At 52.0% G+C, this 26,524-nt stretch carries 30 protein-coding genes; 26 read left to right on the plus strand and 4 right to left on the minus strand.

Features of this window, described 5'->3' with window-relative positions; translation table 11 throughout:
• The first annotated feature begins 4 nt into the window (after positions 1-4).
• The 13 genes from GT756_RS08125 (at position 5) to GT756_RS08190 (ending at position 9,621) form a co-directional block, all read left to right on the plus strand.
• Positions 5-1,474 (plus strand): DUF1073 domain-containing protein, encoded by a 1,470-nt coding sequence (locus tag GT756_RS08125; protein ID WP_160124679.1) that lies wholly within the window; start codon positions 5-7, stop codon positions 1,472-1,474.
• Positions 1,401-2,402 (plus strand): phage minor head protein, encoded by a 1,002-nt coding sequence (locus tag GT756_RS08130; RefSeq protein ID WP_160124681.1) that lies wholly within the window; start codon positions 1,401-1,403, stop codon positions 2,400-2,402. Before GT756_RS08125 ends, GT756_RS08130 begins: the two co-directional genes overlap by 74 nt.
• Before the next feature lie 32 nt (positions 2,403-2,434).
• Positions 2,435-3,064, plus strand: a complete 630-nt coding sequence (locus GT756_RS08135) for a hypothetical protein (RefSeq protein WP_130963605.1) — start codon at positions 2,435-2,437, stop codon at positions 3,062-3,064.
• A gap of 55 nt (positions 3,065-3,119) precedes the next feature.
• Positions 3,120-4,505: a DUF2213 domain-containing protein gene (locus GT756_RS08140; protein ID WP_160124683.1), complete on the plus strand. Its 1,386-nt coding sequence runs from the start codon at positions 3,120-3,122 to the stop codon at positions 4,503-4,505.
• Positions 4,506-4,508: 3 nt separating this feature from the next.
• A complete protein-coding gene (locus tag GT756_RS08145; RefSeq protein WP_160124684.1) occupies positions 4,509-4,940 on the plus strand; it encodes a hypothetical protein in 432 nt (143 codons plus the stop codon).
• A gap of 11 nt (positions 4,941-4,951) precedes the next feature.
• A complete protein-coding gene (locus tag GT756_RS08150) occupies positions 4,952-6,049 on the plus strand; it encodes a major capsid protein (RefSeq protein ID WP_004178847.1) in 1,098 nt (365 codons plus the stop codon).
• A 9-nt stretch (positions 6,050-6,058) separates the two neighbouring features.
• Positions 6,059-6,370, plus strand: a complete 312-nt coding sequence (locus tag GT756_RS08155) for a hypothetical protein (protein WP_160124685.1) — start codon at positions 6,059-6,061, stop codon at positions 6,368-6,370.
• Between the two features lie 2 nt (positions 6,371-6,372).
• Positions 6,373-6,753 carry a hypothetical protein gene (locus GT756_RS08160; protein WP_024622703.1) on the plus strand — a complete coding sequence of 127 codons (381 nt, stop codon included), beginning with the start codon at positions 6,373-6,375 and terminating at the stop codon, positions 6,751-6,753.
• Positions 6,754-6,925: 172 nt separating this feature from the next.
• Positions 6,926-7,288, plus strand: a complete 363-nt coding sequence (locus GT756_RS08170) for a hypothetical protein (protein WP_023301678.1) — start codon at positions 6,926-6,928, stop codon at positions 7,286-7,288.
• Between the two features lie 2 nt (positions 7,289-7,290).
• Entirely contained in the window at positions 7,291-7,659 is a 369-nt protein-coding gene (locus GT756_RS08175; RefSeq protein ID WP_160124686.1) for an HK97 gp10 family phage protein, read from the plus strand.
• Positions 7,656-8,039 (plus strand): hypothetical protein, encoded by a 384-nt coding sequence (locus GT756_RS08180; RefSeq protein ID WP_160124687.1) that lies wholly within the window; start codon positions 7,656-7,658, stop codon positions 8,037-8,039. The genes GT756_RS08175 and GT756_RS08180 overlap by 4 nt, the downstream gene beginning before the upstream one ends.
• Positions 8,040-8,097: 58 nt before the next feature.
• Entirely contained in the window at positions 8,098-8,862 is a 765-nt protein-coding gene (locus GT756_RS08185) for an immunoglobulin domain-containing protein (RefSeq protein ID WP_160124688.1), read from the plus strand.
• 66 nt (positions 8,863-8,928) lie between these two features.
• Complete coding sequence (locus GT756_RS08190; RefSeq protein WP_160124689.1) at positions 8,929-9,621, plus strand: DUF6246 family protein; 693 nt, start codon at positions 8,929-8,931, stop codon at positions 9,619-9,621.
• A 50-nt stretch (positions 9,622-9,671) separates the two neighbouring features.
• Here GT756_RS08190 and GT756_RS08195 read toward each other — a convergent pair whose 3' ends face one another.
• Together GT756_RS08195 and GT756_RS08200 are read right to left on the minus strand one after the other, a co-directional pair.
• The gene (locus GT756_RS08195) at positions 9,672-10,055 is read right to left on the minus strand and encodes a hypothetical protein (RefSeq protein ID WP_087847127.1); all 384 of its coding nucleotides are present in this window, start codon (positions 10,053-10,055) and stop codon (positions 9,672-9,674) included.
• A gap of 234 nt (positions 10,056-10,289) precedes the next feature.
• Positions 10,290-10,763: a hypothetical protein gene (locus GT756_RS08200; RefSeq protein WP_231535051.1), complete on the minus strand. Its 474-nt coding sequence runs from the start codon at positions 10,761-10,763 to the stop codon at positions 10,290-10,292.
• Between the two features lie 139 nt (positions 10,764-10,902).
• On the opposite strand from GT756_RS08200, the gene GT756_RS08205 reads away from it, so the two are divergent.
• The 12 genes from GT756_RS08205 (at position 10,903) to GT756_RS08260 (ending at position 24,131) form a co-directional block, all read left to right on the plus strand.
• The gene (locus GT756_RS08205) at positions 10,903-11,241 is read left to right on the plus strand and encodes a hypothetical protein (RefSeq protein WP_087847129.1); all 339 of its coding nucleotides are present in this window, start codon (positions 10,903-10,905) and stop codon (positions 11,239-11,241) included.
• 58 nt (positions 11,242-11,299) lie between these two features.
• Positions 11,300-11,767, plus strand: a complete 468-nt coding sequence (locus tag GT756_RS08210) for a hypothetical protein (protein ID WP_241506745.1) — start codon at positions 11,300-11,302, stop codon at positions 11,765-11,767.
• 91 nt (positions 11,768-11,858) lie between these two features.
• On the plus strand, positions 11,859-14,429 hold the full coding sequence (locus tag GT756_RS08215) for a tail protein (tape measure) (RefSeq protein ID WP_160124691.1): 2,571 nt from the start codon (positions 11,859-11,861) through the stop codon (positions 14,427-14,429).
• 42 nt (positions 14,430-14,471) lie between these two features.
• The gene (locus GT756_RS08220; RefSeq protein WP_174562429.1) at positions 14,472-14,948 is read left to right on the plus strand and encodes a hypothetical protein; all 477 of its coding nucleotides are present in this window, start codon (positions 14,472-14,474) and stop codon (positions 14,946-14,948) included.
• A complete protein-coding gene (locus tag GT756_RS08225; RefSeq protein WP_160124692.1) occupies positions 14,948-15,418 on the plus strand; it encodes a hypothetical protein in 471 nt (156 codons plus the stop codon). Before GT756_RS08220 ends, GT756_RS08225 begins: the two co-directional genes overlap by 1 nt.
• Positions 15,415-15,810 carry an NlpC/P60 family protein gene (locus GT756_RS08230; RefSeq protein WP_144232629.1) on the plus strand — a complete coding sequence of 132 codons (396 nt, stop codon included), beginning with the start codon at positions 15,415-15,417 and terminating at the stop codon, positions 15,808-15,810. Before GT756_RS08225 ends, GT756_RS08230 begins: the two co-directional genes overlap by 4 nt.
• Complete coding sequence (locus tag GT756_RS08235) at positions 15,797-18,274, plus strand: MoaD/ThiS family protein (RefSeq protein ID WP_160124693.1); 2,478 nt, start codon at positions 15,797-15,799, stop codon at positions 18,272-18,274. Before GT756_RS08230 ends, GT756_RS08235 begins: the two co-directional genes overlap by 14 nt.
• An 85-nt stretch (positions 18,275-18,359) precedes the next feature.
• Positions 18,360-20,549, plus strand: a complete 2,190-nt coding sequence (locus tag GT756_RS26155; protein WP_254067442.1) for a hypothetical protein — start codon at positions 18,360-18,362, stop codon at positions 20,547-20,549.
• Complete coding sequence (locus GT756_RS08245) at positions 20,549-21,364, plus strand: hypothetical protein (protein WP_160124694.1); 816 nt, start codon at positions 20,549-20,551, stop codon at positions 21,362-21,364. The genes GT756_RS26155 and GT756_RS08245 overlap by 1 nt, the downstream gene beginning before the upstream one ends.
• A gap of 100 nt (positions 21,365-21,464) precedes the next feature.
• Complete coding sequence (locus GT756_RS08250; RefSeq protein WP_160124695.1) at positions 21,465-21,755, plus strand: hypothetical protein; 291 nt, start codon at positions 21,465-21,467, stop codon at positions 21,753-21,755.
• Positions 21,755-23,020, plus strand: a complete 1,266-nt coding sequence (locus GT756_RS08255; RefSeq protein ID WP_131073665.1) for a Y-family DNA polymerase — start codon at positions 21,755-21,757, stop codon at positions 23,018-23,020. The genes GT756_RS08250 and GT756_RS08255 overlap by 1 nt, the downstream gene beginning before the upstream one ends.
• 136 nt (positions 23,021-23,156) lie before the next feature.
• On the plus strand, positions 23,157-24,131 hold the full coding sequence (locus GT756_RS08260) for a hypothetical protein (protein WP_160124696.1): 975 nt from the start codon (positions 23,157-23,159) through the stop codon (positions 24,129-24,131).
• A 109-nt stretch (positions 24,132-24,240) separates the two neighbouring features.
• Here GT756_RS08260 and GT756_RS08265 read toward each other — a convergent pair whose 3' ends face one another.
• Both GT756_RS08265 and GT756_RS08270 read right to left on the minus strand, forming a co-directional pair.
• On the minus strand, positions 24,241-24,915 hold the full coding sequence (locus tag GT756_RS08265) for an SOS response-associated peptidase (RefSeq protein ID WP_160124697.1): 675 nt from the start codon (positions 24,913-24,915) through the stop codon (positions 24,241-24,243).
• A gap of 321 nt (positions 24,916-25,236) precedes the next feature.
• The gene (locus GT756_RS08270) at positions 25,237-25,533 is read right to left on the minus strand and encodes a YciI family protein (protein ID WP_002910042.1); all 297 of its coding nucleotides are present in this window, start codon (positions 25,531-25,533) and stop codon (positions 25,237-25,239) included.
• A gap of 210 nt (positions 25,534-25,743) precedes the next feature.
• Between GT756_RS08270 and tonB the strand changes: the two genes are divergently transcribed.
• Positions 25,744-26,490 (plus strand): TonB system transport protein TonB, encoded by a 747-nt coding sequence (gene tonB, locus GT756_RS08275; protein ID WP_004203153.1) that lies wholly within the window; start codon positions 25,744-25,746, stop codon positions 26,488-26,490.
• Positions 26,491-26,524 lie beyond the last annotated feature (34 nt).

Genomic DNA, 26,524 nt, shown 5'->3' on the forward strand with positions numbered 1-26,524 from the left:
GCCAGTGAGCGAACAAGATAACGGCCTTCAACTGGCTGTGAACAATCTCGCCACTGAAATGCGGCGAGCGAATTACCTTAACGCCATCGGTATCGGCGGGGGCAATACCAAGCGCCCTACGCTCTATCAGGAGTTTGGCTACCCGCGCACGATCACCTTTAACGACTTCTACAACATGTACCGCCGTAACGCCGCAGGATTCGCTGTGGTGCATCGTCTTCTGGATGGATGCTGGCAGGACTATCCGGTCATCGTTGATGGTGATGAGTCCCAGGAGGCGAAGAAAACTAACCCGTGGGAAAAGAACGTCACAAGATTCATGAAGAAATGGTGGCCGAAGGTGAAGGATGCCGACCGCCGCAATATGGTCGGGCGTTACTCCGCACTGCTGCTGCAGGTGAAAGATAACAAGCCATGGAGTGAGCCAGTAGATATCCGGCTGGTGAAATCCCTGGGAGAGTCAGCGCTGGTAAAACTTATTCCGGTGTGGGAGCCGCAGTTAACTGTCGCCGAATGGGATAACGATCGCCAGTCCGAGACGTTCGGCCAGCCGAAGATGTTCAACTTCAACGAGCAACCGGTTGGAGACGAGGCTTTCGTCGGACCGACGCGTGGTGAGCCTGTGCATCCGAGCAGGGTGATCCTGTTCTGTGAAGGCTCGGAAGATGACAACGTTCTGTCGGGTATCCCGCTGCTTGAGGCCGGATACAACAAAGGACTCGACCTTGAGAAGATTTCCGGTGGTGGCGCTGAGGGCTTCCTGAAGAACGCCAGCCGGCAGATCGCTGTCGAGTTCAGCAAAGAAACCGACATGGCCACACTGTCCGATCTGGCGAAGAAGGCTGGTTATGCTGACCTCGGCGAAGCTATGGGCGATAAGGTCAACAAGCTTAACCGCGGCACCGATGCAGCGGCGGTCATGCAGGCCGGGCAGATGCACGTCCTCAGCGTGACACCCGGCGACCCGGGGCCGACTTGGGAGGTCACCGCGAACGAACTGGCGGCGTCAGTACAAATCCCGTTTACAATCCTGTTTGGACAGCAGACCGGGCGCCTGGCGAGCGATGAGGATAAAACCGACTGGGCCATTCGTCGCAATACCCGCCGCAACGGCTTCCTGACTGACCGAATCACAGCCTTGCTGGAGCGCTTCTGGACCCTGGGCATTATCGATCCGCCGACAAATGGAGAGGTCACCATTTCATGGACTGACCTGCTGGCCCCGGGCGAGAAAGAGAAAATCGAGAACGCATCGAAACTGGCCGATATCGTTCAGAAAACTTCTGGCTTCTACGGTGGCGAACCGCCATTCACGGCCAACGAACTTCGCGAGATTGTAGGCCTCGACCCTCTGCCTGAGCCAAAGCAACCACCTAACCCGAATGACAAGGTGACAACCGATGATCCACTGGCCGATGACACCGGAGCAGACGGCAAAGGTGGGGCTGCCGATAGTTCCGCGCAGCAAGGTTGACCCGACGCGATCGGCTAAGCAGGTCAGCGCGATGTTCCGGGATATCGAGGACCGGTATCTCGGCATCAAGCGCGCTCTGAAAGCACTGTTTGACCAGCGCCTGACAGGGAGAGAGCGAGAGGTTAACAGCCATAGCTGGCACTTCCTGTGCCACGTTAACGGCGCCGAGCCAATGCTCTACCAGGTCAACGCCGGCAAGTTCATCTACGACATGTCAGCGAAGGAACTGGCCGACCTGCTCGAAGCGGTACAGTCCATTCTCGACGATTACCTGCTGGAAGGCGGCGAACAAAACCTGTGGGCGATGGATTACGTCGCCGCTGAGGCGCAGCGCGGAACGCTGGAGGCCTTCAACAATCTCTCGCAGCAGTCGCAGGTATACGCCAGCCAGACGACGCTACAGCAGCTTTTAAGCAGCCCTGGTCACCTTAATCAGGTGGCAGCCGCCAGACTGACAACGTTCAGTGACTGGAAGGTCATCAGCGACACCGCCCGTGGCGATCTGACCAACATCATCACCGATGCGGTCGCGCGTGGGGTGAATCCTCGCGAAACGGCCAGCGTCATCAGTAAGCGCCTCGATGTTTCGATGTCGAAGGCCAAGACCATCGCTCAGACTGAGCAGGTTGGCGCGCTGCGCCAGGCGCAATGGAACGAAACGGACTGGGCTTCCGAGAGGCTGGGGCTAAATACCGGCTTATTGTGGCTGTCAGCACTCAAGCCAACGACGCGCAGCTGGCACGCCAGCCGCCACGGCAAGGTCTACACCACCGAGCAGGTGCGAGACTTCTACGCTGAGAACGGCAACCGGTACAACTGCTATTGCAGCCAGATTCCGGTGTTGCTCAACGACGACGGTAGCATTTTCAACAAAGGGCTGGCTGAGAAGCTGGATCAAGAGAAAAATACTTGGATTTCTGTCAATTAATTAATAAATTCATACTTTCCAAGGGGGAGAGTATGGCTAAAAGAAATGACAATTCTGGTTATCTTTATCACTGGATAAAAGCAGTACCTTTTATGAGGAATAATAGCCTCGATTACTCAACTGCATTTGAAGTGCTAATCAACATCATAAGAGATGGGGCAATCAGAGCAGGTCTGACAATGGAGGCAGGTGGTCATGAATGCATCTGTTTTACAGAATCAACCAAGTACTCCCTTAGAGATGATACATCTAAATATCAACCTTTTGGATTTGAGTTTTCTAAGCGAAGAGTGTTTACTGCCGGAGGGCGACCGGTTATCTACTCACCAATAGCTGAAAAACAACTCTTAGATCCGGTTATTCAATGGCGTTTCATGCCGTTTGATCTGGACGCAAGGTCAGAAAGCTCGCCATTTGGCATTGACTTCACTTGGGAGCGAGAGTGGCGTCTCAATGAGCCTGAATTATCCTTAGATGAAGTAAGTAGAATATTTGTTCCAAATGAACGTTACCGGGAATTGCTTATAGACAGGACTAACGACATCGTAAGTGAGAGCATCAGTGAAGATACTTCAGATTACTACTATGGATATCCCCACCCTAGCGTGGAAGATTACATTGATTCTATCCACGAAAGGATTGATGTTTTAAGAATTGACTGAATGGTCGCTGCGGCGGCCTTTTTTATTGCCTGAAATCCACCTATGAGGACCCAGCATGAAACGCAACCGCGTTAACGTGCTGACCGTCGTCAACTCCGCTTCAAACATCACCACTGAAACCATCGACGGCAAGCCACATATCGTGGTTCGCGGCATCACGCCTGTCGTGGACGATATCGTGATGAACCGGAAGTTGTACCCGGCAGCAGAAATCGAAAAGGCCTACAACACGCTTGAGCTTAACCCGATGCCGCTGGGCCACCCGAAAGTGGATGGCAAGCATGTGTCTGCTCGCGATGTCCGGGCGGTGAATGAATATCACGTCGGCGCATGGCTGCAGAACGTCAGCCACAAAGACGGGAAGGTGACGGGCGATATGTACGTTAACCGTCAGTACGCTGAGTCAAGCGAGAAGGGCAAACGCCTGATTAATCGCCTTGATGAGATGATCGCCGGTACCAACTCAGAACCCATCCATATCTCTACAGGACTGCTGTATTCCGGCATTGCCGCTAATGGCGAGTCAAAGGGCAAAAAGTACAACGAGATCGCCACCAACATGATGTTTGACCATGTGGCGGTGCTGCTCGATGAACCCGGAGCCGGAACACCTGAAGAAGGCGTGGGCATCTTCGTCAACTCAGAAGGTCATGAGCAGCAGATCGAAGTTGCACGCCTTGCTGATGGTATCGACTGCACACGCGAAGGCCTGCTCAACAAGACCAAATTCTTCTTCACCAATGCCTCCAACTTCTCTTTTGACGACATTTCACGCGCTATCAGCGACAAGCTTCGCGAGGGTGACACAGAAGATAAGTGGCTATGGCCAGAAACGGTGTGGCCAGACAGCTTCATCTACCGCGATGACGCCAGATACCTAAAGCAGAAGTACCTCATCGATGATGACGGCAAAGCCGTGTTCGTCGGCGAACCTGTAGAAGTCGTGCGCAAACCCATTGAGTACGAGATTAAAACCAACGGAGAGAACGATCCGATGAAAGAACTGATTATCAATGCGCTCCAAGCCGCGGGTAAGCCGACTGAAGGCAAGTCCGATGCCGAACTGATGGACGCTTACAACCAGTTAGCGGCAGAGAAGGCGGCAGCCAAGAAAGATGGCGGCGACGAAATCGACCCCGCCACCGGCAAGCCTAAGAAAAAAGAGCAGGCCAGCAACAGCGAAGAAGCGCCGGCATGGTTTAAGCCATTTGCTGATGATTTGGCAGCCGTCAAGTCAGGCCTTGCCGTGAACGCTGACAAAGAGAAAGGCGAAAAACGCGCTGCCGTAAAAGCGAAATTCGGGCTGGATGACCTGGCGGTGAATGCGCTTGACGGCGCCGCCCTTGATGGCCTGTTTGCTCAGTGCCAGACCTCTACCGGCCTGAATGGTGCATTCCGTTCGGTCAACAACAACGATTCTTTCAGCGAAATGCCGGAGTAAAAAATGGCTAAAGACGGGAAACACGTAATTCACGCGGGCGGGATTTTCCCCAGCCCGCAACTTAATCGTGAAGGTTCTGCGGCCGCAGCGTTTCTGCCGGGTACCGTTATCTTTTTCAGTGCAGCCAAGCCTACACCGTCTGTTGATGGCGCTGAAGACGCAATTCTTTACGTTGCTAACTACGACTATTTGCGCTGCAAAACGGTTGACGATGCCTATGCGATCGGTGACTGGGTGGTAAACATCCAGCCAACGCCGGGCGTTTTCCTCAACGTTCGCGCTGCAGCTGGTACCTACACCAAGGGCCAGCCGGTTTCTGTGGCCAATGGCCAAATTAAAGCACTGGCAGAAGGTGAAACCATCTTTGCCTATGTCGAAGAAGACAAGTCCCTGACCGCCACAGCAGGCGATCTGGTTCGCGTCGTGTTCAAGTAAGGAGAGGCTGAATGTTTGTATTTTCCACCCGACGCGCGACTGAGACGGGCAACCTCGAAGCTAACCAGGCGCAGTTCAATGAGCTGCAACTGGCGCGCAATATGAGTGCTCAGGCCGTTGCAGATTTCGTATCCCGCACCCGCTGGCGTGGTGATGCGGCAAACACTCCGGCGCTGGACGCGACGAACGCTGTCGACGATATCCGCCGCCTGTATCGCGCTTATGATCAGACTGTGCTGGCTGAATTCGAACCAACTACTGAATTCACTCTGCTTAACGACCTGATCCCGTTGTCCCGCTCTGTTCGTCTTGAAGAGTCCGTGTACGAGTATGCTCGCACCGGTGGCCGCGGCTGGGCGCATACCTCCATGTCCGGCCAAATTGGTGCGGCGCTTGATGCGCGCGCGTACACCTTCGACGGTACGATGGTTCCGATCCACGACTCTGGCTTCAAATTCCAGTGGCGTGATCCGATTTTCAACAAAGGCTCCGCTCTGGCTTCTCTGGCCGACGCTCAGCGCGGCTCTGTTGATGATGTTCGTCGTCAGTACGTGGATTACGTTTTCAACGGTTTCCGTGACTCTGCTGGCAACTATATCGCTTTTGATGGCAAGACCTGGAAGGGGGTAAAAGCCGATGAGCGGGTGCAGATTGTCGATCTCAGTGCTTCCGGCCTAAATATCGACTTCACCAGCTCAAGCGCAACGGCTGAGCAAATCCGCAATGCAGCCATTGCTCTGCGCGACGTGATGAAGCTGACCAACCTGCAGTATGCACAGCAGACCTGGTATGTTTCAGGCGAGATCACCTCAAATCTGGAACGCTACTTCAGCGACAACTACCAGTCTGACACCATCCTGCAGGAGCTGCTGAAGCTTTCTGGCATTGCAGCCATCAAAGAAGATGCGCAGTTGTCTGGTAACCAGATCCTGATTGTTCCGCTTACCGCCGGCGTTATCGCTCCGATTGTCGGCCAGGCGGTCGGCACCGTTGCTGACCCTCGCCAGTTCTATAACAGTGACTACGTCTGGCGCACCTGGGGTGCGATGGGCTTGATGGTTAAGACCGACATCAACAATCGCAAATCTGTTATTTACGCGCACAGCTAAGGGGCAACTATGGCACTGGTAAAAGTGGTTCGCGATAACCTGCTTTCCGGTGCCAATCTCCAGAAACTGGAGGTTGGTGCTCAGGTTTCGGTAAGCGGCGATGTCGCTAAGCGCTGGGTGGCCGCCGGTCTGGTTGAAATCATCAGTGATGACGACCAGACACTGGAAGTGGCTACACCTGGCAATGATGCTGCAGAGCAGGCAGAGCAGGCAGAGCAGGCAGAGCAGGCAGAGCAGGCAGAGCAGGCAGAGCAGGCAGAGCAGGCAGAGCAGGCAGAGCAGCAGGAAGAATCTGCCAGCAAATCGAAGAAGGCGAAATAACCATGGCTGACCCAATCACAGCGGCAGACGTGCAGGCGTTCCTCGGTGAATTGGGTTACTCCATCCCGGCCGCTCTGCTCGATTCGATTCTCTGCGTGGTGAACAAGATTATCCCGTGCCTTGATGGTGCGGGATATGACGACTGCACGGCAAAGCTCATCCTGATGTATGCCGCTGCGCTCATGGCGACGTCATCCGGCGCCAGGCGAATAAAATCGCAGGGGGCGCCATCAGGAGCGTCGCGCTCGTTCGACTACGGTGACGACGGCATTACCTGGTTGCGTGACTCGCTGGCGAAACTGGATACCAGCGGCTGCACCAGTGAACTACCGATCAGCGCCGGCAACAGTGTGGGCCTGTTTATGGTGGTCGGGGGCTGCTAATGGCGTGGGTTTCAGTTCAGCAACGGCTGCCGCGGACGTTTACCCGGGTGTGGGTGATCACCGATACAGGCCAACAAACGACGGCGTACGTGAAAAGCAATGGTGAGTGGTACATCAACTGCGACCGCATACGCGCCACAGACGCCGTTGTGCTGCGATGGAGGGATGACTGATGTCTTCGGTAGCTAATTGGTCATACACCGCGACGGCGACAATCTGGCGGCGTATACGCGATGCTGACGGTAGTGATACCGACGGCGGAGGTCAGCCGTACGGGTGGGAAGCACCGATCGCTATCCTCTGCGACTACCAGGGTGGTCTCTCTGCAAAAATCGGAGACCTTGGCCGGGAGATCGTGGTTAAAAACACGATATGGACCGAGTACGCAACGGCGCGGGAAGGGGATTACATCCTGATTGGCGCGTCGACCGATGCAGCACCACCGGATGAGGCCGACGAGATACGGCAGATCGTCCAGTTCGCAGATACGTTCGAGCGACTGGCGGACGATTTCGCACTGATTACGGGAGTCTGATTATGGGCGTTAAAGTTCGCGGCATCCGGCAGGCCAAGGCCAACCTCGAGCGCATCATCAAAGACGTCCAGGGGCGTAAAGTCGTGCGGGCAATCCAGTCTGCGATGCTTATCGGCAGCGCGCAGGCCGCGCTTTACACCCCGATCGATACGTCGACGCTCATCAACAGCCAGTTCCGCGAAATCACGGCTAACGGTACCAGGATAACCGGGCGCGTTGGTTATTCCGCCAACTATGCGGTGTATGTTCACGACCCGGCAGTGAAACAAAACTTCACGCGAGCAACGGCCCGCAAGGAGTTCTTAACGAAGGGCTTCGAGGATACCCGCAGCCAGATTGACGCGGTGGTGAAGAAGGAGCTTTCGCTATGACCCCTCCGATGTATATGCGCCTCAAAGACCTCTTTGTGGCTGAGGGGCTTATCGCGGGGTTTAAGGTCCAGTGGCGGCAATGGCGCGATACCGGGAAAGACATGGACCAGTTCATCGTGTTCAGGTCTTCCGGCGGTACCGATATCACCTTTGACCTTGGCGGCGACTGGTATGTGATGGTTGATGTGATCTCCTCGAAGGCCAATCCCGATGCTGCTGACGCCGCGGTAAACGCCATTGTGGAGTATATCAGCGCGCAATCCGGCGCCGATGATTGCGTTGGCGCGCTGCGGCTTGTCGGTAATGTCCCGGCGCCGATCCCCACCGAAGAGGGCCGATTAGTAACCCGGCTACTCATCTCCTGCACATACGGCGAATAATCGTCAGAATCACCCATCAGGCTGCCATATGGCGGCCTTTTTTAATTGAGAGGCATACATGCAAGGCTGCGCTAATGACACCGGCAAGCTGATTGGTAAGGTGGCCGTGCTCCGCATGGCTTTTGGCTGTGCTGATACGGTTCCTGCGCTTTCCGAATGGAAGCGACTCGGCGCCATGACCACCAAGGGCTTTGACTACTCCATGAATACCGTCACCTCTGAGGCTGACGATACGAAAGGTATGGTTGAGAACCTGGTCAACAATATGGACGTCACCATTTCCGGGGAAGGTGAGTTTCGTAAAAAAGACAAGACGACTGAAGTTGGCGCTATTGCCATCTCGAAATATATTTTCGATGAAGTGCAGGCCGGCCGTCAGCCGACAGTCTGGGTCCGCTTCGACTTCACTGGTGAAGACGCCGGCACTTATATCATGGGCTACTTCAACACCACCTCCTGGTCTGGTGATTTCGGCACCACGGATATTTCGACCTTCTCCGGGGAATGGAAAGTCTACGATGCCGATACTGTAGTCTTTGAAGTTGCTGGCCCGGCGCTGGCGTTCACCACCAACCTGCCGACCACCAAGAGCGTGGCTGCCGGATCGGCGCTGAATATGTCGGTCGTGGTTGAGGGTGGCACTTTGCCTTACACCTACGTCTGGAAGAAAGACGGCACGGTTGTCAGCGGGCAAACAACGGCGACCTTCAACAAGGCCAGCGCTGCTTCTGGTGATGCCGGGGTTTATACCTGTGAAGTCACCGATTCTTCCGCGACACCAGTCACGATCACCTCTGCATCCTGCACGGTCACCATCAGTTAACCACCAGGCATTTCGTGAATAGTACAAAGGGCGTTCTGCGCCCTTGATACTGTTTATGGAGCGACTATGACCCCGATTAAAGAATTAGGCGAATGCGTTATCGGTACCGGTGATCGGGAATTCTTTTTCCAGCCGTCGTTTCGCAACGTGGCGCGAATCGGTGAGCCAGAGGATATTGTCCAGGCGTTCTATGACCTGTGCAATGACGAGACGACACCATTCGCGCAGCGCGCGGCTGAGGCCTATATCCGCGATGAGTACAGCCGCCTTCCTGATTGCGTCCTGCGGTTTATGCATAGCGGGCTTCTGTCACGCAAAGCGCTCATGGCCGCGCATACGGTACTTACAGCATGTTGTGACGATGATATCGGCGATCTGGTTGGGTGGATGAAGCCGGGGAAATCACGCAAGCGTGGCTTTGTATGGCGCCCGGGCAGCATGCCGCCGGAAAGTATGGTCATTGTCGCGCAAAACCTGATGATGCACGGCATCATCGGCAAAGCGAAGGTGCGGAAGCTGCAGCGTTACGAAACGAACGAAACAACCACAGAATTCCGCGCAGCCGACTACATCATGGCGGCCCGCAACCATTTCGGTATAAGCCGGGAAGAGGCTGAGAACCTCACGATGACAGAGTTCGCCATGATGATTAACGCCAAGTACCCCAATCAGAGCGGCTTCACGCGCGAAGAGTACGACACGGTCATGGAAGAAGACGATCGCCGCTGGCAGGCGATGATGGCGCGTGAGAAAACATGACTGCGGATTACCTCTTTGTGCGTCTGGCGCTTCGAAGAGCAAAAGTAGCCCTAGCTTATACGGTCATCATTATTCTTAGCTGTAACTATGAGGTTTTTCGCATTTTCAAGAGATTTTGCCAATTCCTCCTGAGACATCCCGGTAGCCTTAAATTTATAGCCGTCTTTCTCAACAAAAATGGTTTTACGGGAGTTTCGCTTGGTGAATGCCCATATCGCGCTACCCAAACACCCCCAGAAAGCTTTGGACTCTATCAACGCTATTGCAATTTCTTTCAAATCGGCAGAGTTGACGATAAAACCCATATCACCAGTTCTGAATTCATATCTTCGTTCTAATTTGGGAGTGTACTTTATGTCGTTTTCTTTGAGAGTGGCGCAAAAGGCAGCAGAAATATCCGACGGGAACTGCAACTTCAAAGGGGCTTTGTCCATTAAAATCACCTATGAGACATGGGGGGCAAGGTTAAGAAATTTCAGCATTTTTGCTCAGGCCGCACTGTCATCACTGCTTAACAAAGATACTGAGCTTCTGTTTTATGATGAGGATATTGCAGAGTGGACACGTGGCATGAACCGTCAAGAGACTAACTCCGGAAGAAACAATCCGAAATCCTGACATTTGATCAGTGCCCGCCATGCGGCGGGTTTGTGTCTTATTGTTCATGCTCACTTTCCAAGAAGCACTGATATCCCGGCGGTTGTTGCTGCCTGTACCACGGTTTTAATGGCTTCCGTCGACATTTCGCCGAGAGTCGACTTGGCTTTTTCCTTCTGTTCGTCGTTCATGTTTGAAATGGCGATCAGGTCTTCGAGGACGATCACCGCATCCCGGTGAAACTTAATGGTTTGTACGTTCAGAATTGCGCCCAAACCGCCGTCATCGCGAATGAAATCTATGCCTTTGCTGGTGATTTTCGTGAAAGAGTCCATTACAGATGGCAGTCGTCGGCCTATTTCATTGCTAAGTCTTATCTCAATGAGTCCGTGACCAGCAAGATAAAGTAAGTTGGCAGTAAAGATATTAATGCCTCCAAATTTTTCTGAAAACTCCTTTGAGAAGCTACTATCGGCAGATTCTGGGTAAATGTCGCAGAGACGTTGGAGTAGCTCTCGCTGGATTATGCGGTCAAACTTATCCATGTTGATTCCTTGTTTCGGATTTACGCTCCAACCTACTCTGAAAGCGCGCCGCCGAACATCCTGATAAACGATCAGGTGGTTTTGTCGTTCTCTCCTATCCCTGCTAATCTGTCCAAAACTAACCAGTGGGGATAGGGATATGAGGAAGTTTCTGTTAGTGGCTTCGCTTTCGTTGGCATTCAGCACAGCGGCGTCAACAAGCTATACAAAAGAACAGCTTAATTCAATGGCCGCATCAGGACAGTATCCTGAGCAAGAGTCTCCCGTAACTAAAAGTGTGCAGGTGGTTGATTTTGATCACTGCAAACAAGATGCGTATAACATTTTTAGCCAGATTAGTGATAGTTATCCGGCCAATGTAATAGTAGATACGAATATTCTTTACATAGTTAAATTCTGGACCAACGATGGAACAGTTATGATCTCCTGCTCTGAACCGGATGGAAAGAAGGTTGTAACGTCGTCTGCTTACAAATAAAGGCCATTAAAATGATGAATGAGAAGTCTATTCATAAAGAGTGCGGGGTAGCGATGTGATGCGGTTAATCATTATCGGGCTACTTTTCTTGTCACACTTTTGTTATGCAAAATCTGATACTCAGATCATTAATGATGCAAAAGAGGCAGTAAGAAAAGAGCTATCTCAGAAGTATAAGCCGGGAGACTGCGAAAGATGGCGATTACTTGAGGCTAGCGGTAAAGCCAGAAGTGGCTCTGCTGTCATTATTTGTGACAGTAATTTCAACCCATTGTTAGGACTGGATTTCTCAGAGATAAAGGTTTTCAGGAATGGAAGCTCAAACGCTGTCTGTGGTATTGTCTCGGGACATACCGATATAAGTAAAATTGGAGGTCGGTTCGTTTATACAGATGGTGATGCAGGGCATGTTTTCATTAAGAAATCAAAAGAGCCTGCTTTCTTATCTGATAAGAGCGAGAGCGGTCGCAATATGTTGAAGTTACTGGATCAACAATTAAAAATTGAGTCCAGAAGCTGCGGCTAATGCAGAGTACGTAATTGGCAAATAATTACGAAACTTTCGTAGACAACACAAACCTCGCTCCGGCGGGGTTTTTTATTGCCCGGAGAAAGGTATGGCTGAAGGTGAAAATCTTGGCGGAGTCTACATTGAGATTGAGGCCGATGTTGCAAAATTGCTTACTGGTCAGCAGCAGGCGAATAAAGCCCTAGATAACATTGGCGATAATGCACAAAAAACATCAGGGCAATTCAAAAAGCTTGATACGCAACTTAATGCTACCTCGAAAGTGATGTCTTCAGGGTTGAAGGGAAGTGTTCAGCAGGCAGGTTATCAGATCCAGGACTTCATCGTTCAGGTCCAAGGTGGTCAATCTGCATTGGTAGCATTTAGTCAGCAAGGGTCGCAGCTGGCTGGGGCATTCGGGCCGGGTGGTGCTATCGTCGGGGCGCTAATCGCGCTTGGAACTGTTGTTGCAGGGACTTTAATTTCTTCTCTTAATGGTGGCAAAAGTGCAATGGATGCGCTTAAAGATGCCGCCGAGAGGATGAATGATGTTATCTCTATTTCTACTCAGGGTATCGCTGCACTTTCTGACAAATACGCAAACCTTGCTAGAGTGAATGCTACCGCTGCAACATTACTCAGAAATCAGGCTGCGATTGAATACAATCAGGCAATTTCAAAGATACCTAAAGCCATCGGTGATGCCGCTGACTCCTTCCTTTCATTTGGCGATAAAGCTATTTCAGCTTTTGGTGGTGGTTATGCATCAATTGACGGATTCAACGATCGGCTTAAGTCGCTAAATATCACGACAGATGATTACAAATCTGCGATAAATCAGGCGTATGGCGCGGGACAGGCGTTCTCGGCAACAGCCAATAGCATCGGCAATACTGTCGGTGCCGTAGCCTCTAGATTGGGTATTTCTGAAGAGGCGGCGTTTGGTCTTACTAAGCAACTCGCCGATCTAAGCGATAACCCATCACCTCAGGCTCTGCAGACTTTAGCGTTAAGAATTGGCGATATGATTTCGTCATCAAAAAACGCCAAGCCGGAGTTAGTAGAGCTTTACAACAAGATAGTAGACCTTTCCACCGGAGCATCTCAGGCGGCCTTTAACTTTGAAATGTTGAAGAAGTCCACTGATAACCTAACCGCCGGGCAAAAAAGCTTAATTCAGCAGTCCGAGAGGAATCTGGCGCTCTCTAAACTACAAGGTGCCGCAAGGGCAAAATTAGCGGCTCAATATGCAGCTGAGGACGCGGGATTCTCGAAAGACGATCCGCACACCAAGCGAATGATGGATGATGCTGCCGCGACTTACACCAATCTCGATTCGCATAAGAAGCTGACAGCGGAGCAGAAGAAAGGTGAGAGTCAGGCAGAGAGAAATGCAAAAGTTGTCGAAGAGTACAGCCAGAAAGCAAAATTGGCTGCCGATTCTACAAGCGAACTCTCGCGCGAACAGGCGATACTGGCAGCAAAACAGAAGTTAACGAATGCTACACCGCAGCAGGTTGCTCAAGTTGAACGTGATGCAGCGGCGGCATGGGATACGGCCAATGCTCTCAAAGCCCAAGCCGCCGCTCAAAAGCTCCTCCCTGAAACAAGAGAGAACGCCTCTTATCAGCAGGATATGAAGGATCTGAAAACTGCTCTTGATGGAAAGAGGATTACCCAGCAACAGTACGATCAAACCAGTGAGCAACTGGAGGCCCAGCATCAGGCCAACCTTGCCAAAATACGCTCGCAGCAGGTGGTTAACCCCACCCAGCAGGCACTTGCAGAAGTTGACCCGGTGCAGCAATTGGCCAACCAGCACGCGCAGGAGCTGGCGCTGATTCAGCAGTTCGAGCAGCAAGGGGTTCTCGCTCATGAGAATGCATTGGCGCTGAAAAATGCCGCTGACCGGCAGTATGAGCAGCAGCGGATCGCAGCTCAATGGGAAATGCTGAGCCAGCAAAGCCTCGGCTATAACATGCTGACGAGTGCGGTGGATGCGTTTAGCGGGAATGCCTCCAATGCGATCACCGGTCTGCTAACCGGCACAATGTCAGCACAGGAGGCGATGCGGTCGCTAGGTAACACCATCCTGAACAGCGTGATCAACAGCATTGTTCAGGTTGGCGTCGAAGCGCTGAAAAACTACATCCTCGGTCAGACGCTCGGTGCCGCATCGGTGGCGACATCAGTCGGGCTGGCAGCAACCACCGCGTCTGCCTGGGCTCCGGCGGCCGCGATGGCATCGCTCGCCTCGTTCGGTGCTAACGCTGGCCCGGCAGCAGCTGGTATCAGTTCGACAGTTGGACTTGCCAGCGGGCTTGCGCTTGCCGGCGCTCGCTACAACGGCGGCCCGGTATCAGCTGGCGGTCTGTATCAGGTCGGCGAGAAAGGTAAACCAGAGATCTACCAGGCCAGCACCGGCAAGCAGTACATGATCCCCGGCGATAACGGGAAGGTCATCAGCAATAAGGATATGCAGTCAGGAGGAGGGGTCAGCGTGCAGGTGAACGTCATCAACCAGTCTACCGGCGCCACCGTTCAGAGTGCCAACGGCTACATGCAGGACGGTAGTGCGGTGGTGGACTTGCTGATCACCGACATGGAAAGAGGCGGCCCGGTATCCTCTCAGATGCAGCAGACATTTGGACTAAGCCGCAAAGCGCAAGGTGCTTACTAAACCAAACCCGCTCCGGCGGGTTTTTTAATGCCCGGAGGAAACGTGGCAACAGTTCAATACCCTCCGTTCCTGCCGCTTCCCCAGCGCGCCGAACAGAACATGACGCAGGATACAGCCTGGCAGACGACGCAGACGGCAGTCGGTCCATTGATAATCACGCCGATCACCACGGACCTGAAAGCGACCTGGACGCTGCAGTGGATATTCACGCTCGCGCAGGCCGAGAGGTTTAAGTCGTGGCTTCGCTCGCCGACGTACTGCGACCGCGGGCGTAACTGGTTCCAGATGCCGATCGACCTGGGTGATACGCAGGGAGTTCAGCAGCAGACGCTGCATTTCGTCGATATGCCGGTGCAGACCAGCAAAAACGGCAACATTGTCACCTGGACCGCAACGGTTATCAGCAACGGGCTCGAGGACATTACCGAGGACTACGACGACTGGATTGTTGAGGCGCAGCCGGGCTACGGCTATTGGCTGGATTACCTGATCACCGAAGTGATGCCGAGGGCTGACTGATGCCAACATTACGAGAATGGAAAGAGCGGCGGCCGGCAAGCGATATCAAACAGACGGTGGAGTTTTATCATCCGGCTTTCGGCTATTACCGGGTGGTCAATAACCTGTTTCGCCCGGCGACGTTTGGCGGAAACTCATTCGAGCCTGCGCGGTTCAGCGTGACCGAGCCGGCGCAGGACGGAACGGCGGTCATATCCATGACGATCACTTTTGTCGCCGCGACGGAACATGTCCGGCAGACACTGAAAAGCTGGCGCGGGGCCGCGCGCATGAAGCCGATTAAGTGCCTGTATCAGCAGTGGAACGCGATCGGCGATGCATCATCCCTGAAAGACTGGACGCTTTACGTGAACGACATTTCCGCCGATGCCAGCAACGTCACCGTGACCGCTGGCAAGACTAACCCGCTGACGCTGGCCAACTCCATCATTTACACCACGAAAGACTATCCCGGGCTAATCACCGTATGACACAGAGCGACTTTATCGGGCTTGTTAACGGCAAGCCCTGGGCTAACCGCGCCTGCAGTTTTGAGCAGATGGACTGCTGGGGCCTGGTGGTTCTCTATTACCGGAATGTGCTCGGCCTGGAGCTACATCACATCGCTGGCTACGAATCGGGCGCAGAGTTCATCACCTGCTACGAACAGGAGCGCACCCACTGGCGGCGTGTGCCGGTGGCCGCCACCGGATGCATCGCCGTTTTTTACCGCGGCGAAGTGCCGGCGCATATCGGTGTGATGATCAGCCCGGTTAAGTGCCTGCATGCCCGCGGCGAATTCGGTTTCGTGCGCTGCGACAGCCCGCTGGCATTACTGAAGGTTTACAGCAAAGTGGAGTACATGGTGCATGGTGCGATATGAGTTACAGAGGCTGCCCGGAGCGCCGCTGCAGCGGGGGACGGTAGATGCAGGCACCACACTGGTGAGCCTGCTGGATTCTCTTCAGCTGCACCGTGATGTTGTCGTGAAACTGAATGGCCGCGCGCTGCCGGACGATTACGATATCAGCCGGCCACTGCGATCTGGTGACGTCGTGGCTGTTTTCGACCAGCCAGAGGGCGGGGTAGGCAAACTCATCACCACGATATTGCGTCCGGTCACGAAAATCCTCTCCGGCGCGCTGAAGGTGTTCGGCCTGTCAAATAAGCCCAGCGCCTCAGTATCGGTGGCGACAGGCGAATCCCCCAACAACGACTTAACCGGCCAGACGAACCGCGCGCGACTCTACAAGGGGCGCCCGAATATTTACGGCCAGTGCCGCGTCTTTCCTGACCTGATTCAGGAAGCACTGTTCGAGTTCGTCGACAACAACAAACAGCTTACTGAATGGTTTGAGGTCGGTTACGGCCGGTACACCATATCGTCGATCCGATACTCGGAATCGAATCTCGGCAGCCTAGCGGGAGCAAGTTCTGCGATTTATAACCCGGGAGACGTGATCGGCACGATTGAAGTCGGGTATCAGTTCGATGACGTCGATAACGAGACTGTGCCAGGCCTGAATGAAAGCCAGGACTTCCCGGCCCAGACAGCGACCACGACGGCGCCGACATCGGTGGCGATCGAGAGTAATCAGCTCAAAGCCATTGTGCTGTCGAACGATGATAACTTTGCATATTTCGCCGCACTGGCGGTGCCACACCCCGTGTCATTCGTCATTAATGCTACCTGGAACGACGGCGGCACAAGCGTCACACGCAACGTCACCGGCGCCGGGAACATCATCTCCTCTGAGAGCTTTATCGGAGACGACACGCTGTCGTACACGACGTTCTATATCGGCGAGCTTTCGGGAGAAATTACGTCTCTGCCGGGCAATGCGGTTATCAACGCGACGCTGTTCACGCTGAATGACCAGACCCCTCTGGTTATCGGACCGTCAGTGTCGCCGATCGTCTCCACTCAGGTCTGGGTGCATGTGCTGGTTCAGCTCGGCGCGACGGCCGGCACAACGCAATACCGGATCAAGTTCTGGCAGGTCGATGACGATAACAATCAGGTACCGGGGACATCCGAGCAGCACGATTATTTCTTCGATAACGACTTCCAGGTGACGACCCGGTATTTCCGCACAACGCATAAGTTCGTTCCGGCAGCCGGGGCAGGGCGCTATGCGGTGACCATCGAGCGCCTCGACAACAGCAATGACGCTAACGTCGTGACGCTGATGGCGATCCATGCGGTTAACGTGCGCGAAAACGTTGTCTATCCGGAAGACACGATTGCCCGCATCACGATTAAGGGGTCGAATGACAGCAACAGCAACCGTGAGCAGAAGTACAATATGCTGGCGCAGCGGCATACCATCAGCTACGACCGGACAACCGGCGCAGTTGATTACACGCTGCGGCCGAGTCGTTCTTTTGCTGACGCTATCCTGCATGAGTGGGTTGTCGTAGGTCAGCAGGACGTGGCCAGTATTGACGTCGCAGCTCTGTATGCCATTGCCGATTCTCTGCCGGATGCCCAGCTTGGGTATTTCGATTACACCTTCTCGGATGAGAAACAGCCTCTCGGTGAGCGAATAGCGACGATCGCCAATGTGGCCCGCGTTGACGGCAATAACATCGGCGATGTGCTGACATTCTGGCGTGATGAGAAAGTGACAAATCCGGATGCGGTTTTTGCGCGCTCAAACATGTTCTGGGACGAGTACAAGGTCGCCTGGCAAATGTCTCTCCCTGGTGGTTACGATGGCGTGGCGCTGGACTACGTCGACCCGCTGACGAACAAGAAGGCGTACATCTATCTGCAGATCGACAGCAGCGGCATCACTGAGGTTGAGGATGCCACTGTTAACGCGATGCAGATCAGCCTGGACGGCTGCCGAAACGCCACCCAGGCAACCGATCGGGCCTGGCTTGAGGCGAGAAAAATTCTCTACTCACGCCTGACTATGACGGTGAAAGTGCTGGAGTCGACGCAGGTGGTGCGCGGTACGGTGGTTCAGTGTCCGGACATGTATGACAACGCGCAGCAGACTGGATACATCACCGGGCGTTCCGGGGATGTGTTCTCGACGTCAGAGCGTCTCGACTTCTCACTCGGTGATATGTGGGTGGTGATGACCGACAGTCTCGGGAATTACCGCGGGCGCTGGCGGGCCTATCCGGTAAGCGGCAAGCCAAAAGCATTTCAGGCTGCAGCCGATACCTTCGATTTGAACATTTATGACCGCAATACGGTGCAAAACCCCAGCCGGTATTTCATCGCTACCGACTCGGAACTGAACTCCACAATCTGGCGCGTCGATAGCGCAAAACCAAACGGTGACGATACTCAAACCCTCTCACTCACTGAGTATTCAGACTCGATTTATCCGTAACACACAGCAGTAATTACCAACCTTCGCGCACACCATCAGATTAGCTCTGAGGGCTTCGTGCGCCTTGTATAGGGCGACATGCACAATGGCAGAAGTACCGTTACCAACTCCCACAGATAACGCTGTTCCGAGCACGGATATCCGGGACGCAGTTTATGCTGGCGCCATGCTGGATAAGGTTGTCACCAGTACCGACCTGACATACACCGATCGCCTGGGGGGCGAGCACTACACCGTAGACGGAATGAAGGCGGAAGGGGATAAAGTTGTCGAAGAGACGCGGAAGAACCTGATCCCTCTCAGCCGTCAGTATATGACCCTCGCGGAAGCTCAGTCCGATATCGCGAATATACCGTCAGGTTCAGCCACCTATGTACGTAGCACTGACGGTAGCTCTCTTGCAGATGAGTACATCAATAATGCGGGTACGTTACAGCCTACCGGGCGAAAAATGCCGTCTTACGATTCCATAAAGAATCTTATAGGGTTAAACGAAAACACAAGATTTATCTTTCCGGAAGACGGAGAGTATGAATTCGGCATCCCATTTGATGTGCTTTTGGAGGACGCAGAGCACAATATCATTTACACGTTAAATGGTAATAAGGTTAAATTTTATGGTGATGCTGAGTTCGATTCAGTTGAAACAGGTGTCATAACCGTAAATGGTGTGCCAGTTGACATAAGCGGAATCCTATCACCAGATGAAAAAGATAACCTTGTGACATTTAGTGATATGACTAAATTTAGCTCCGATGATGATAATGGTGAATTTGAGTTCGGGTTTGGTTTTGACGTTATCCTTGAGGACATGAATGGTAACCTGATTTATGGCATAAAGGGAACAGAAGTAAGATGGTTTACATCGGCGCGATTCCCGGCTGTTAAATGTGATTCCTTAATGGTGGCAGGTGTTAACGTTGACCCTAATGGCATTCCGACGGCTAGTGAAAGAGTTGCTCTTAATGCGTATTCAGAGTCAACGGTAATAAAAGACCCTGATGAGTTTGCATTTAATCCGAAAGTTGTTTTAGTGGACTCCGAAAACAACATTTTAATTGACTACGAAGAATATAATCAGAAAAAGCCTTTATGGGATGAAGCATATACCAAGTCTCAGGAAATAGTGCCGCAAAAGACTAACCCATTGTGTCCATGGTCTGAGCCTGATTCTAATGGGAAGTATCAGGTATCTGTCATGGATATTTCCACTAACCAGCAGATACAGGTAACGAGCGGGACGAGCAATGAAACCAACCCTCGCCCTGACGTTCTGGATCGTATCGTGTGGCAATCAGACCGTGCCGATCCTCCCCCGGGCGGCCTGTTTTACGCACAGCTACCAGACTTTACTCCGCATGCTTATATTGCGCGCAAAAAAATCGTTGGGTGGGGTCACAGTTTCATCAATAACGGTGCGTTTCTCAACCGGTTACGTGCGCTTACGGGACTTCCAACGTACAACTTTGGCCTAAGCGGACAGACAAGCGATGCGATTGCGGCTCGTCAGGGTGGTGTTCCGGCTCATTACGCCCCCGTCGGTGGATCGATACCGGCAAGTGGCGCAGTGACACTTACCCCAGCTGTCCCTGGGCCATGCCGCTCACTGGCTGCGCCAGTTGCTTTAAAGTGCAATCTTGCGGGAGTTGACGGGACTTTTACCTGGGATGGAACGAGTGCTGTTTTCACCCGTGAAACAGCAGGAGAGGCTGTTCCTGTATCGGTGCAAGTGCCTTTATTTGTGTACCCGATAACAACCGTTAATGTCAGTGGCAGTATCGCATCAGGAACCCAGTTTGACTTGCATGATGAGTGTATAAATATTTTCTGGATTGGGCGTAATAACTTAAGCGAAACAGATTTAATTATGCAAAATCTTGTTTCAATGGTTGAGTATGTTAAGCCTATTGGTGAGAAGATAGCTATTCTTGCGGAGTTTAACTCATCAAGTGAGCCAACTGGTTCTACCGGCTACAATCAAATGATGGAATTGAATAGCCGTTATCAGGATAAATACCCTGATTTATATTGCGGTATAAATGGTGTTGATGTACGACAAAATTTCATTAATAACGCTAACCCTAATTCTCCGGATGATATGTCAGATGTGGAAGCTGGATTAACACCACGATCACTGCGATATGACAACCTTCATCCTTCACAACAAATAACTGGCAATGGTGGCTCTCTGACGCCAGAGTTTGCGCTCGACTATGGTGCAAACGTAAATGCTAATTTCGTTAAACAATTTCTTATTAATAAAGGTTGGTTATAATGGCCGCACGCATCGAGCAATATACAAACGTAGTAATTGATACTGGTGTAAAAAACTACCGTGATGTTTCTATCAATACAGGCACAAAGGCGTTGTTTGATGTTTCAAGCGCATGGGCCGGAGGAGCTAAAAATATCTCCGCGGGTGCACAGATTAAGAGCCTTAGCTATGAGGACTCAGTTGCTTCATTTACGAAAGCCCACAATTACGCTAACGGCGGAATGGTTTTTACTGGCGTTAACGGCGATATGTTTACCCTCCCGGACGCTATAGCACCGCAGCCGTCAGATACTCACTGGCTCGTAACGGTATGGATGAAGATGTCCAACCGCGGAGCTGGTACAGCAGCTAGCGGCAATAACCAAACGCTGAGCTTCTCCACTACTGCGCTGAACGATGCGACTCAGGCAATGCTGGCGCTGGTATGTACTCCTGCATCGGGCGCGGCTCCGACGTCTATCTCTGTCTTTGCCCGCGGTAAAAACTACAGCGGCCTGGCCTCTGCGCTGGCGTCCATTTATGACAACGCGCTTCACCAGGTTGCTTTTGAGCTGCAGTTGAGTAGCGATGGCACCCAACAGCAGCTGAAGGTTTATGTTGATGGCGTGGCAGTATATACGTCGGGCTATGCGGCTGTGGCCACAACCGTACCGGCGGCGCCAACGCAAAAATATATCGGCACCTCTGCATCGTTCCCGCTTGCCTGGGCTGGTAATTTCTATCGCGCCCGCAAAGATGACCCGACGGCGACCACGCAGACCGTTGCACAAATTCTCGCGGCAGACTCTTCTTCGATCGGTTCCCGCTTCTCATAAGTCGATTCCTGTTGAGGTGATTGATAGGGATTACCAGCATTGATCTGCTGGCCCATAAAAACTACTGTATATAAAAACAGTATTTATCGGAGGGCAGATCATGCTTCAAAAACAGCCGATCTATGAGGCTACAGGCATAAGTCAGTATGCGATGTTCGTCAATACTCAGCGAGGAGTTGCCGTAGTTGAGCGCTCCTCAGTGCCTTTAGCTACAGCCGTTTTGCTCATCTCCTATTTTGGGGTGCAGCAATTTGCCAGATTTTTGGGAGGATCACTCATTACGGAAGATGGTGATGCGATCGAAGGGGACGCGCTCTCTGATGTCGAGTTGATAGGTGTGGTAACGCATATCATCAGTAAGCCTGGCTTTGATGATTGCCCGGTGATGTGATGTTTGCTCTGGTTGATGTGAACAGCTTCTATGCGAGCTGCGAAACCATTTTCAGGCCTGACCTTCAAGGTCGGCCGGTTGTCGTGTTGTCGAATAATGACGGATGCATCATTGCGAGATCTACCGAAGCCAAGAAGCTTGGAATCAAGATGGGAGACCCGTATTTCAAGTGCAAAGACTACTTTCGGCAGCAGGGCGTCGTCTGCTTCAGCTCCAATTACGAGCTCTATGCTGACATGAGTAACCGGGTCATGACGACACTTGAAGAAATGTGTCCCCGCGTAGAAATTTACAGTATCGATGAAGCCTTTTGCGACCTCACTGGTGTGCGAAATTGTCGTGTACTGGAAGAATTCGGACGAGAGTTGAAAGATACCGTTTACCGCAACACCAGACTTCCTGTCGGTGTGGGGATCGCCCAAACAAAGACATTGGCAAAGCTCGCCAATCATGCGGCGAAGACATGGAAAGCCACTGGTGGGGTTGTCGACCTGTCGAATGTTGAACGTCAGCGTAAATTGATGGCTTTGCTTCCGGTGGATGAGGTCTGGGGTGTAGGGCGCCGTATCAGTAAAAAACTGGAGGCTATGGGGATAAAAACTGTGCTGCAGTTGGCGGATACCGATATCCGTTTTATCCGGAAGCATTTTAATGTGGTTCTGGAGCGAACCGTGCGGGAGCTACGCGGGGAACCCTGTCTAGGTCTGGAGGAGTTCGCGCCGGTAAAGCAGGAGATTGTCTGTAGTCGCAGCTTTGGGCAGCGGATTTCCACCTACGAAGAGATGCGCCAGGCGATATGTCTTTACGCATCCAGAGCAGCGGAGAAACTCCGTGGTGAACATCAGTACTGCCGCTTTATCTCTGCGTTCGTCAAAACCAGCCCCTTTGCTCTGAATGAACCCTATTACGGGAACAGCACATCGGTAAAGCTGCTAACACCTACCCAGGACAGCCGGGACATCATCACCGCGGCGACGAAATGTCTCGATGCAATCTGGCGAGTCGGGCATCGCTACCAGAAAGCAGGAGTAATGCTGGGAGATTTCTACAGCCAGGGCGTAGCGCAGCTCAACCTCTTCGACGACAACGCGCCACGGAAGAACAGTGAAAAGCTCATGGAAGTTCTCGATCATCTCAATGCGAAAGACGGACGGGGAACTCTGTATTTTGCAGGGCAGGGAATCCAGATCGCCTGGCAGATGAAGCGGGAAATGCTATCGCCTAGATACACGACAAGGTATACGGACCTTCTTAAGGTGCGATAGAATTGCTCGAATGCAACGACGTGCATATATGTGCGAATTAACCACATTACTTTGTGCATTTTATCAAGTTTGTATCTTGATTTTTTGATACTATTAAATTCAATTTTATTATGACTTTTATAACGGTGGAGCTTAGATGGCAGGATATCTTGATAGCATTGCTCATCCTTGGACAATTCACGACATTCAGAGGGCAATAATGTCTGATTTCACAACAGCACAAAAATCGATTGATCATACCGATGGCGGAAAACTGTGGAGGAGTATTAAAGAACTTGATGATGCGATTTGGGTATTCACTAAAAGCACTTCTGACTTATTAGACAAAATTAATGAATTTGGTGAAAAAAGTAAGAGTGTAGAGTTCTGGCATCGTTCAAATGAAAACAATTCAGAAGAATATGTTCGTGAAGTGAAACGGTATCTATATTATTGCACTTCTTCTTTAATGACTGTTGTTGATATCGCTAGATCTCTCAATAAGAAATGGCCACTGGAAGCCATTGTTGAACATCGTAATAAATTTTTTTCTACGCCAGGGTTGCACGATTTTTTACAGAAATTACGTAACTTTAGTTCTCATTGGCGTATGGCTCAGGCCAATTGGGTAATTAAAAGTGATTTTCAAAGCAAAACAATGGTTGCCAGGTTTGTAGTGAGCAAAGAGGAGTTACTTGAATGGGGTGACTGGGGGGTTAAAGCTAAAAAATTCATAGAGGATGAAGGGGATTTTATTGATTTATATAAAGTATTTTCCGAATACAAGAAGCAGGTTCTGCAGTACTATGAATGGCAGAAAGGGGCTTTAATTGATGTTTATTCTCCTATATTGCAACCATTCTTTAATTACAAAAAAATGCATGATGGGTTACATCAGAAAATGATGTGGAATATGATTATGTCAAGTATTCCTGCTGGGTTGAATCCTTATCAATATTTACCTAGATATCTTTCAAATTCTCAGGTTGAGTATATTTTGTCTTTTGAGAACCATAGTGAGCAACAGGTTGATGCTTTAATAAAAATTTTAGGCATGGAAGATTTTTGTGATTCTCATCTCAAGGCTAAGGTTATGAAAGCTTTCAATGTATCACAAAAAAATATTGATTAGCATTCGAAATAATTATTTGGTTGGTTATGATTTAGTTAACTAAACACGGGATCTAATAAAATAAATGATGATGTGGTGAGGTAACTGAGGTATGCGATTTATCTTTTTATTATGAATAGTTAAATTTGATTAACTCCACTCCCTGATTCTTAACATTACCCACGGCGCGTGTCACGGCGTGCGAGATAAACTTGTCGGCGTGCACAGCCCCGTCGACTACTATCTCTTCAGCTTCCTTCCCGCCTATATCCTGGCGCATCCATTCGCGCGCCGCCTCCGGTGACAAAACCAGTGGCCGGCGGTCGTGAATGTCGACCAGTCCCTGATCGGCCGCAGCGGTCACTATCAAAAACCCTTCGGCTTCGTCTCCGCGCTCGAAAGGGACACTGCCGATAGCCGCCATGAAGATTGGCTGGCCATCGGCGCGATGAATAAAGTAGGATTGCTTCTTGTCTCCTTCGCGCTTCCATTCAAACCATCCATCGGCAAAGCAGATCGCTCGCCCGTGCTGCCACAGGGGTTTAAACATTCTGCTGCTGGCTGCGGTCTCAACCCGGGCATTAATCAGCGGTGGTTTATCCCACCACCCTGGTGCGTAACCCCAGTGAACTGGATCGAGGTGCAGCAGTTCGTCGCGTTCGCTCAGGAGCAAAACCTTTGTCCCTGGCGCCACGTTGTACCGGCCAATTGGTTCTGGGTCATAAGCAATGTCGCGCTCGGCTTCTTCAGCCAAATAAGCCAGGTACTCTTCACGGGTTTGGGCTTGTGCAAAACGTCCACACATAGAAACCTCCAGTCAGTAAGACTAAAAGTATAGACGTCGCAGGTGAGCGCTCAACGAATGGGTGATCTTATGGAAGGGCGTTATCATGAAAGAGTGGTGCGCACCGTAACTACAACAAGTATGTCCGCGGTTATGGTGCGATACCTTGCGGATTGAGTAAACGGCCAGTCTTCATTTCTGGATAGCTACTCGCAAAAATAGAAAGAGGATCATTTAAGGGCGACCATTCTGAACAATGTGTACTTATATGTGTCCTTTTTTGAATGATCGCCTATTATCATAACCATTAACCATCTGTATTTATTGATTAAATACTTAAGGCTAAAATACTTTCTTATATGGCTTAACAGAGACCTGGCGGTAGACGCCAGCTGCAATGTACGGATCGTCATTGGCCCAGGCCTGAGCCGCTTCCAGCGATTCAAACTCAGCGATTACCGTTGAGCCGCTGAATCCGGCTGCGCCCGGTTCGTTGCTGTCAACGGCCGGCATTGGTCCGGCGGTAAGCAACCGACCTTCATCATGTAAAAGTTGTAGACGCGCAAGATGCGCGGGGCGAACCGAGAGCCGCTTTTCCAGAGAATCGGCGATATCTTCAGCGTAGATAACGTAAAGCACGGCAAAGCTCCTTATCAATAAACAGGCGAATTACGTTAAGTTAAACGACGATGGACTGCAATGCAAAGATGCGCCCCGGCGCCGAATGCCCTGCCGACGCGGCTTTTTTCCGCAAATGGTGGCAAAAATTGACTCAGGTTAAGACGGCTTATTGAATATGATTGCTATTTGCATTTAAAATCGGAGCATCATTTTTCAACAGAAACGACTATGAGCGCAATGACCCTTGATTTACCTCGCCGCTTCCCGTGGCCAACGCTGCTGTCCGTGGCTATCCACGGTGCCGTTGTGGCGGGGTTGCTTTATACCTCGGTACATCAGGTTATTGAACAGCCTTCCCCGACGCAGCCGATAGAGATCACCATGGTGGCGCCGGCCGATCTTGAGCCGCCCCCGGCGGCGCAACCCGTCGTGCAGCCCGTTGTTGAACCCGAACCAGAGCCGGAACCTGAGGTGGTCCCTGAGCCGCCGAAAGAGGCGCCGGTGGTGATCCATAAACCAGAACCTAAGCCGAAGCCCAAACCTAAACCGAAGCCCAAGCCGGAGAAAAAGGTTGAGCAGCCTAAGCGGGACGTCAAGCCGGCAGCGGAGCCGCGTCCGGCTTCACCGTTTGAAAACAACAATACGACGCCAGCGCGCACCGCGCCGAGCACCTCCACCGCAGCGGCCAAACCCACCGTCACTGCCCCGAGCGGCCCGCGGGCCATCAGCCGTGTCCAGCCGACCTATCCGGCGCGCGCTCAGGCGCTGCGCATTGAAGGGACGGTGCGGGTGAAGTTTGACGTTACGCCAGATGGCCGAATTGATAATTTGCAGATCCTCTCCGCCCAGCCGGCGAATATGTTCGAGCGCGAGGTGAAAAGCGCGATGCGCAGATGGCGTTACGAGCAGGCAAGACCGGGAACCGGCGTGACGATGACCATTAAATTCCGCCTCAACGGCGTCGAGATTAACTGATAATGCAGGGCGGCGGACCGGTGAGGTCCGCCGT

Source organism: Klebsiella sp. Q2, assembly GCF_009900705.1.
Classification (GTDB): Bacteria; Pseudomonadota; Gammaproteobacteria; order Enterobacterales; family Enterobacteriaceae; genus Klebsiella; species Klebsiella quasipneumoniae.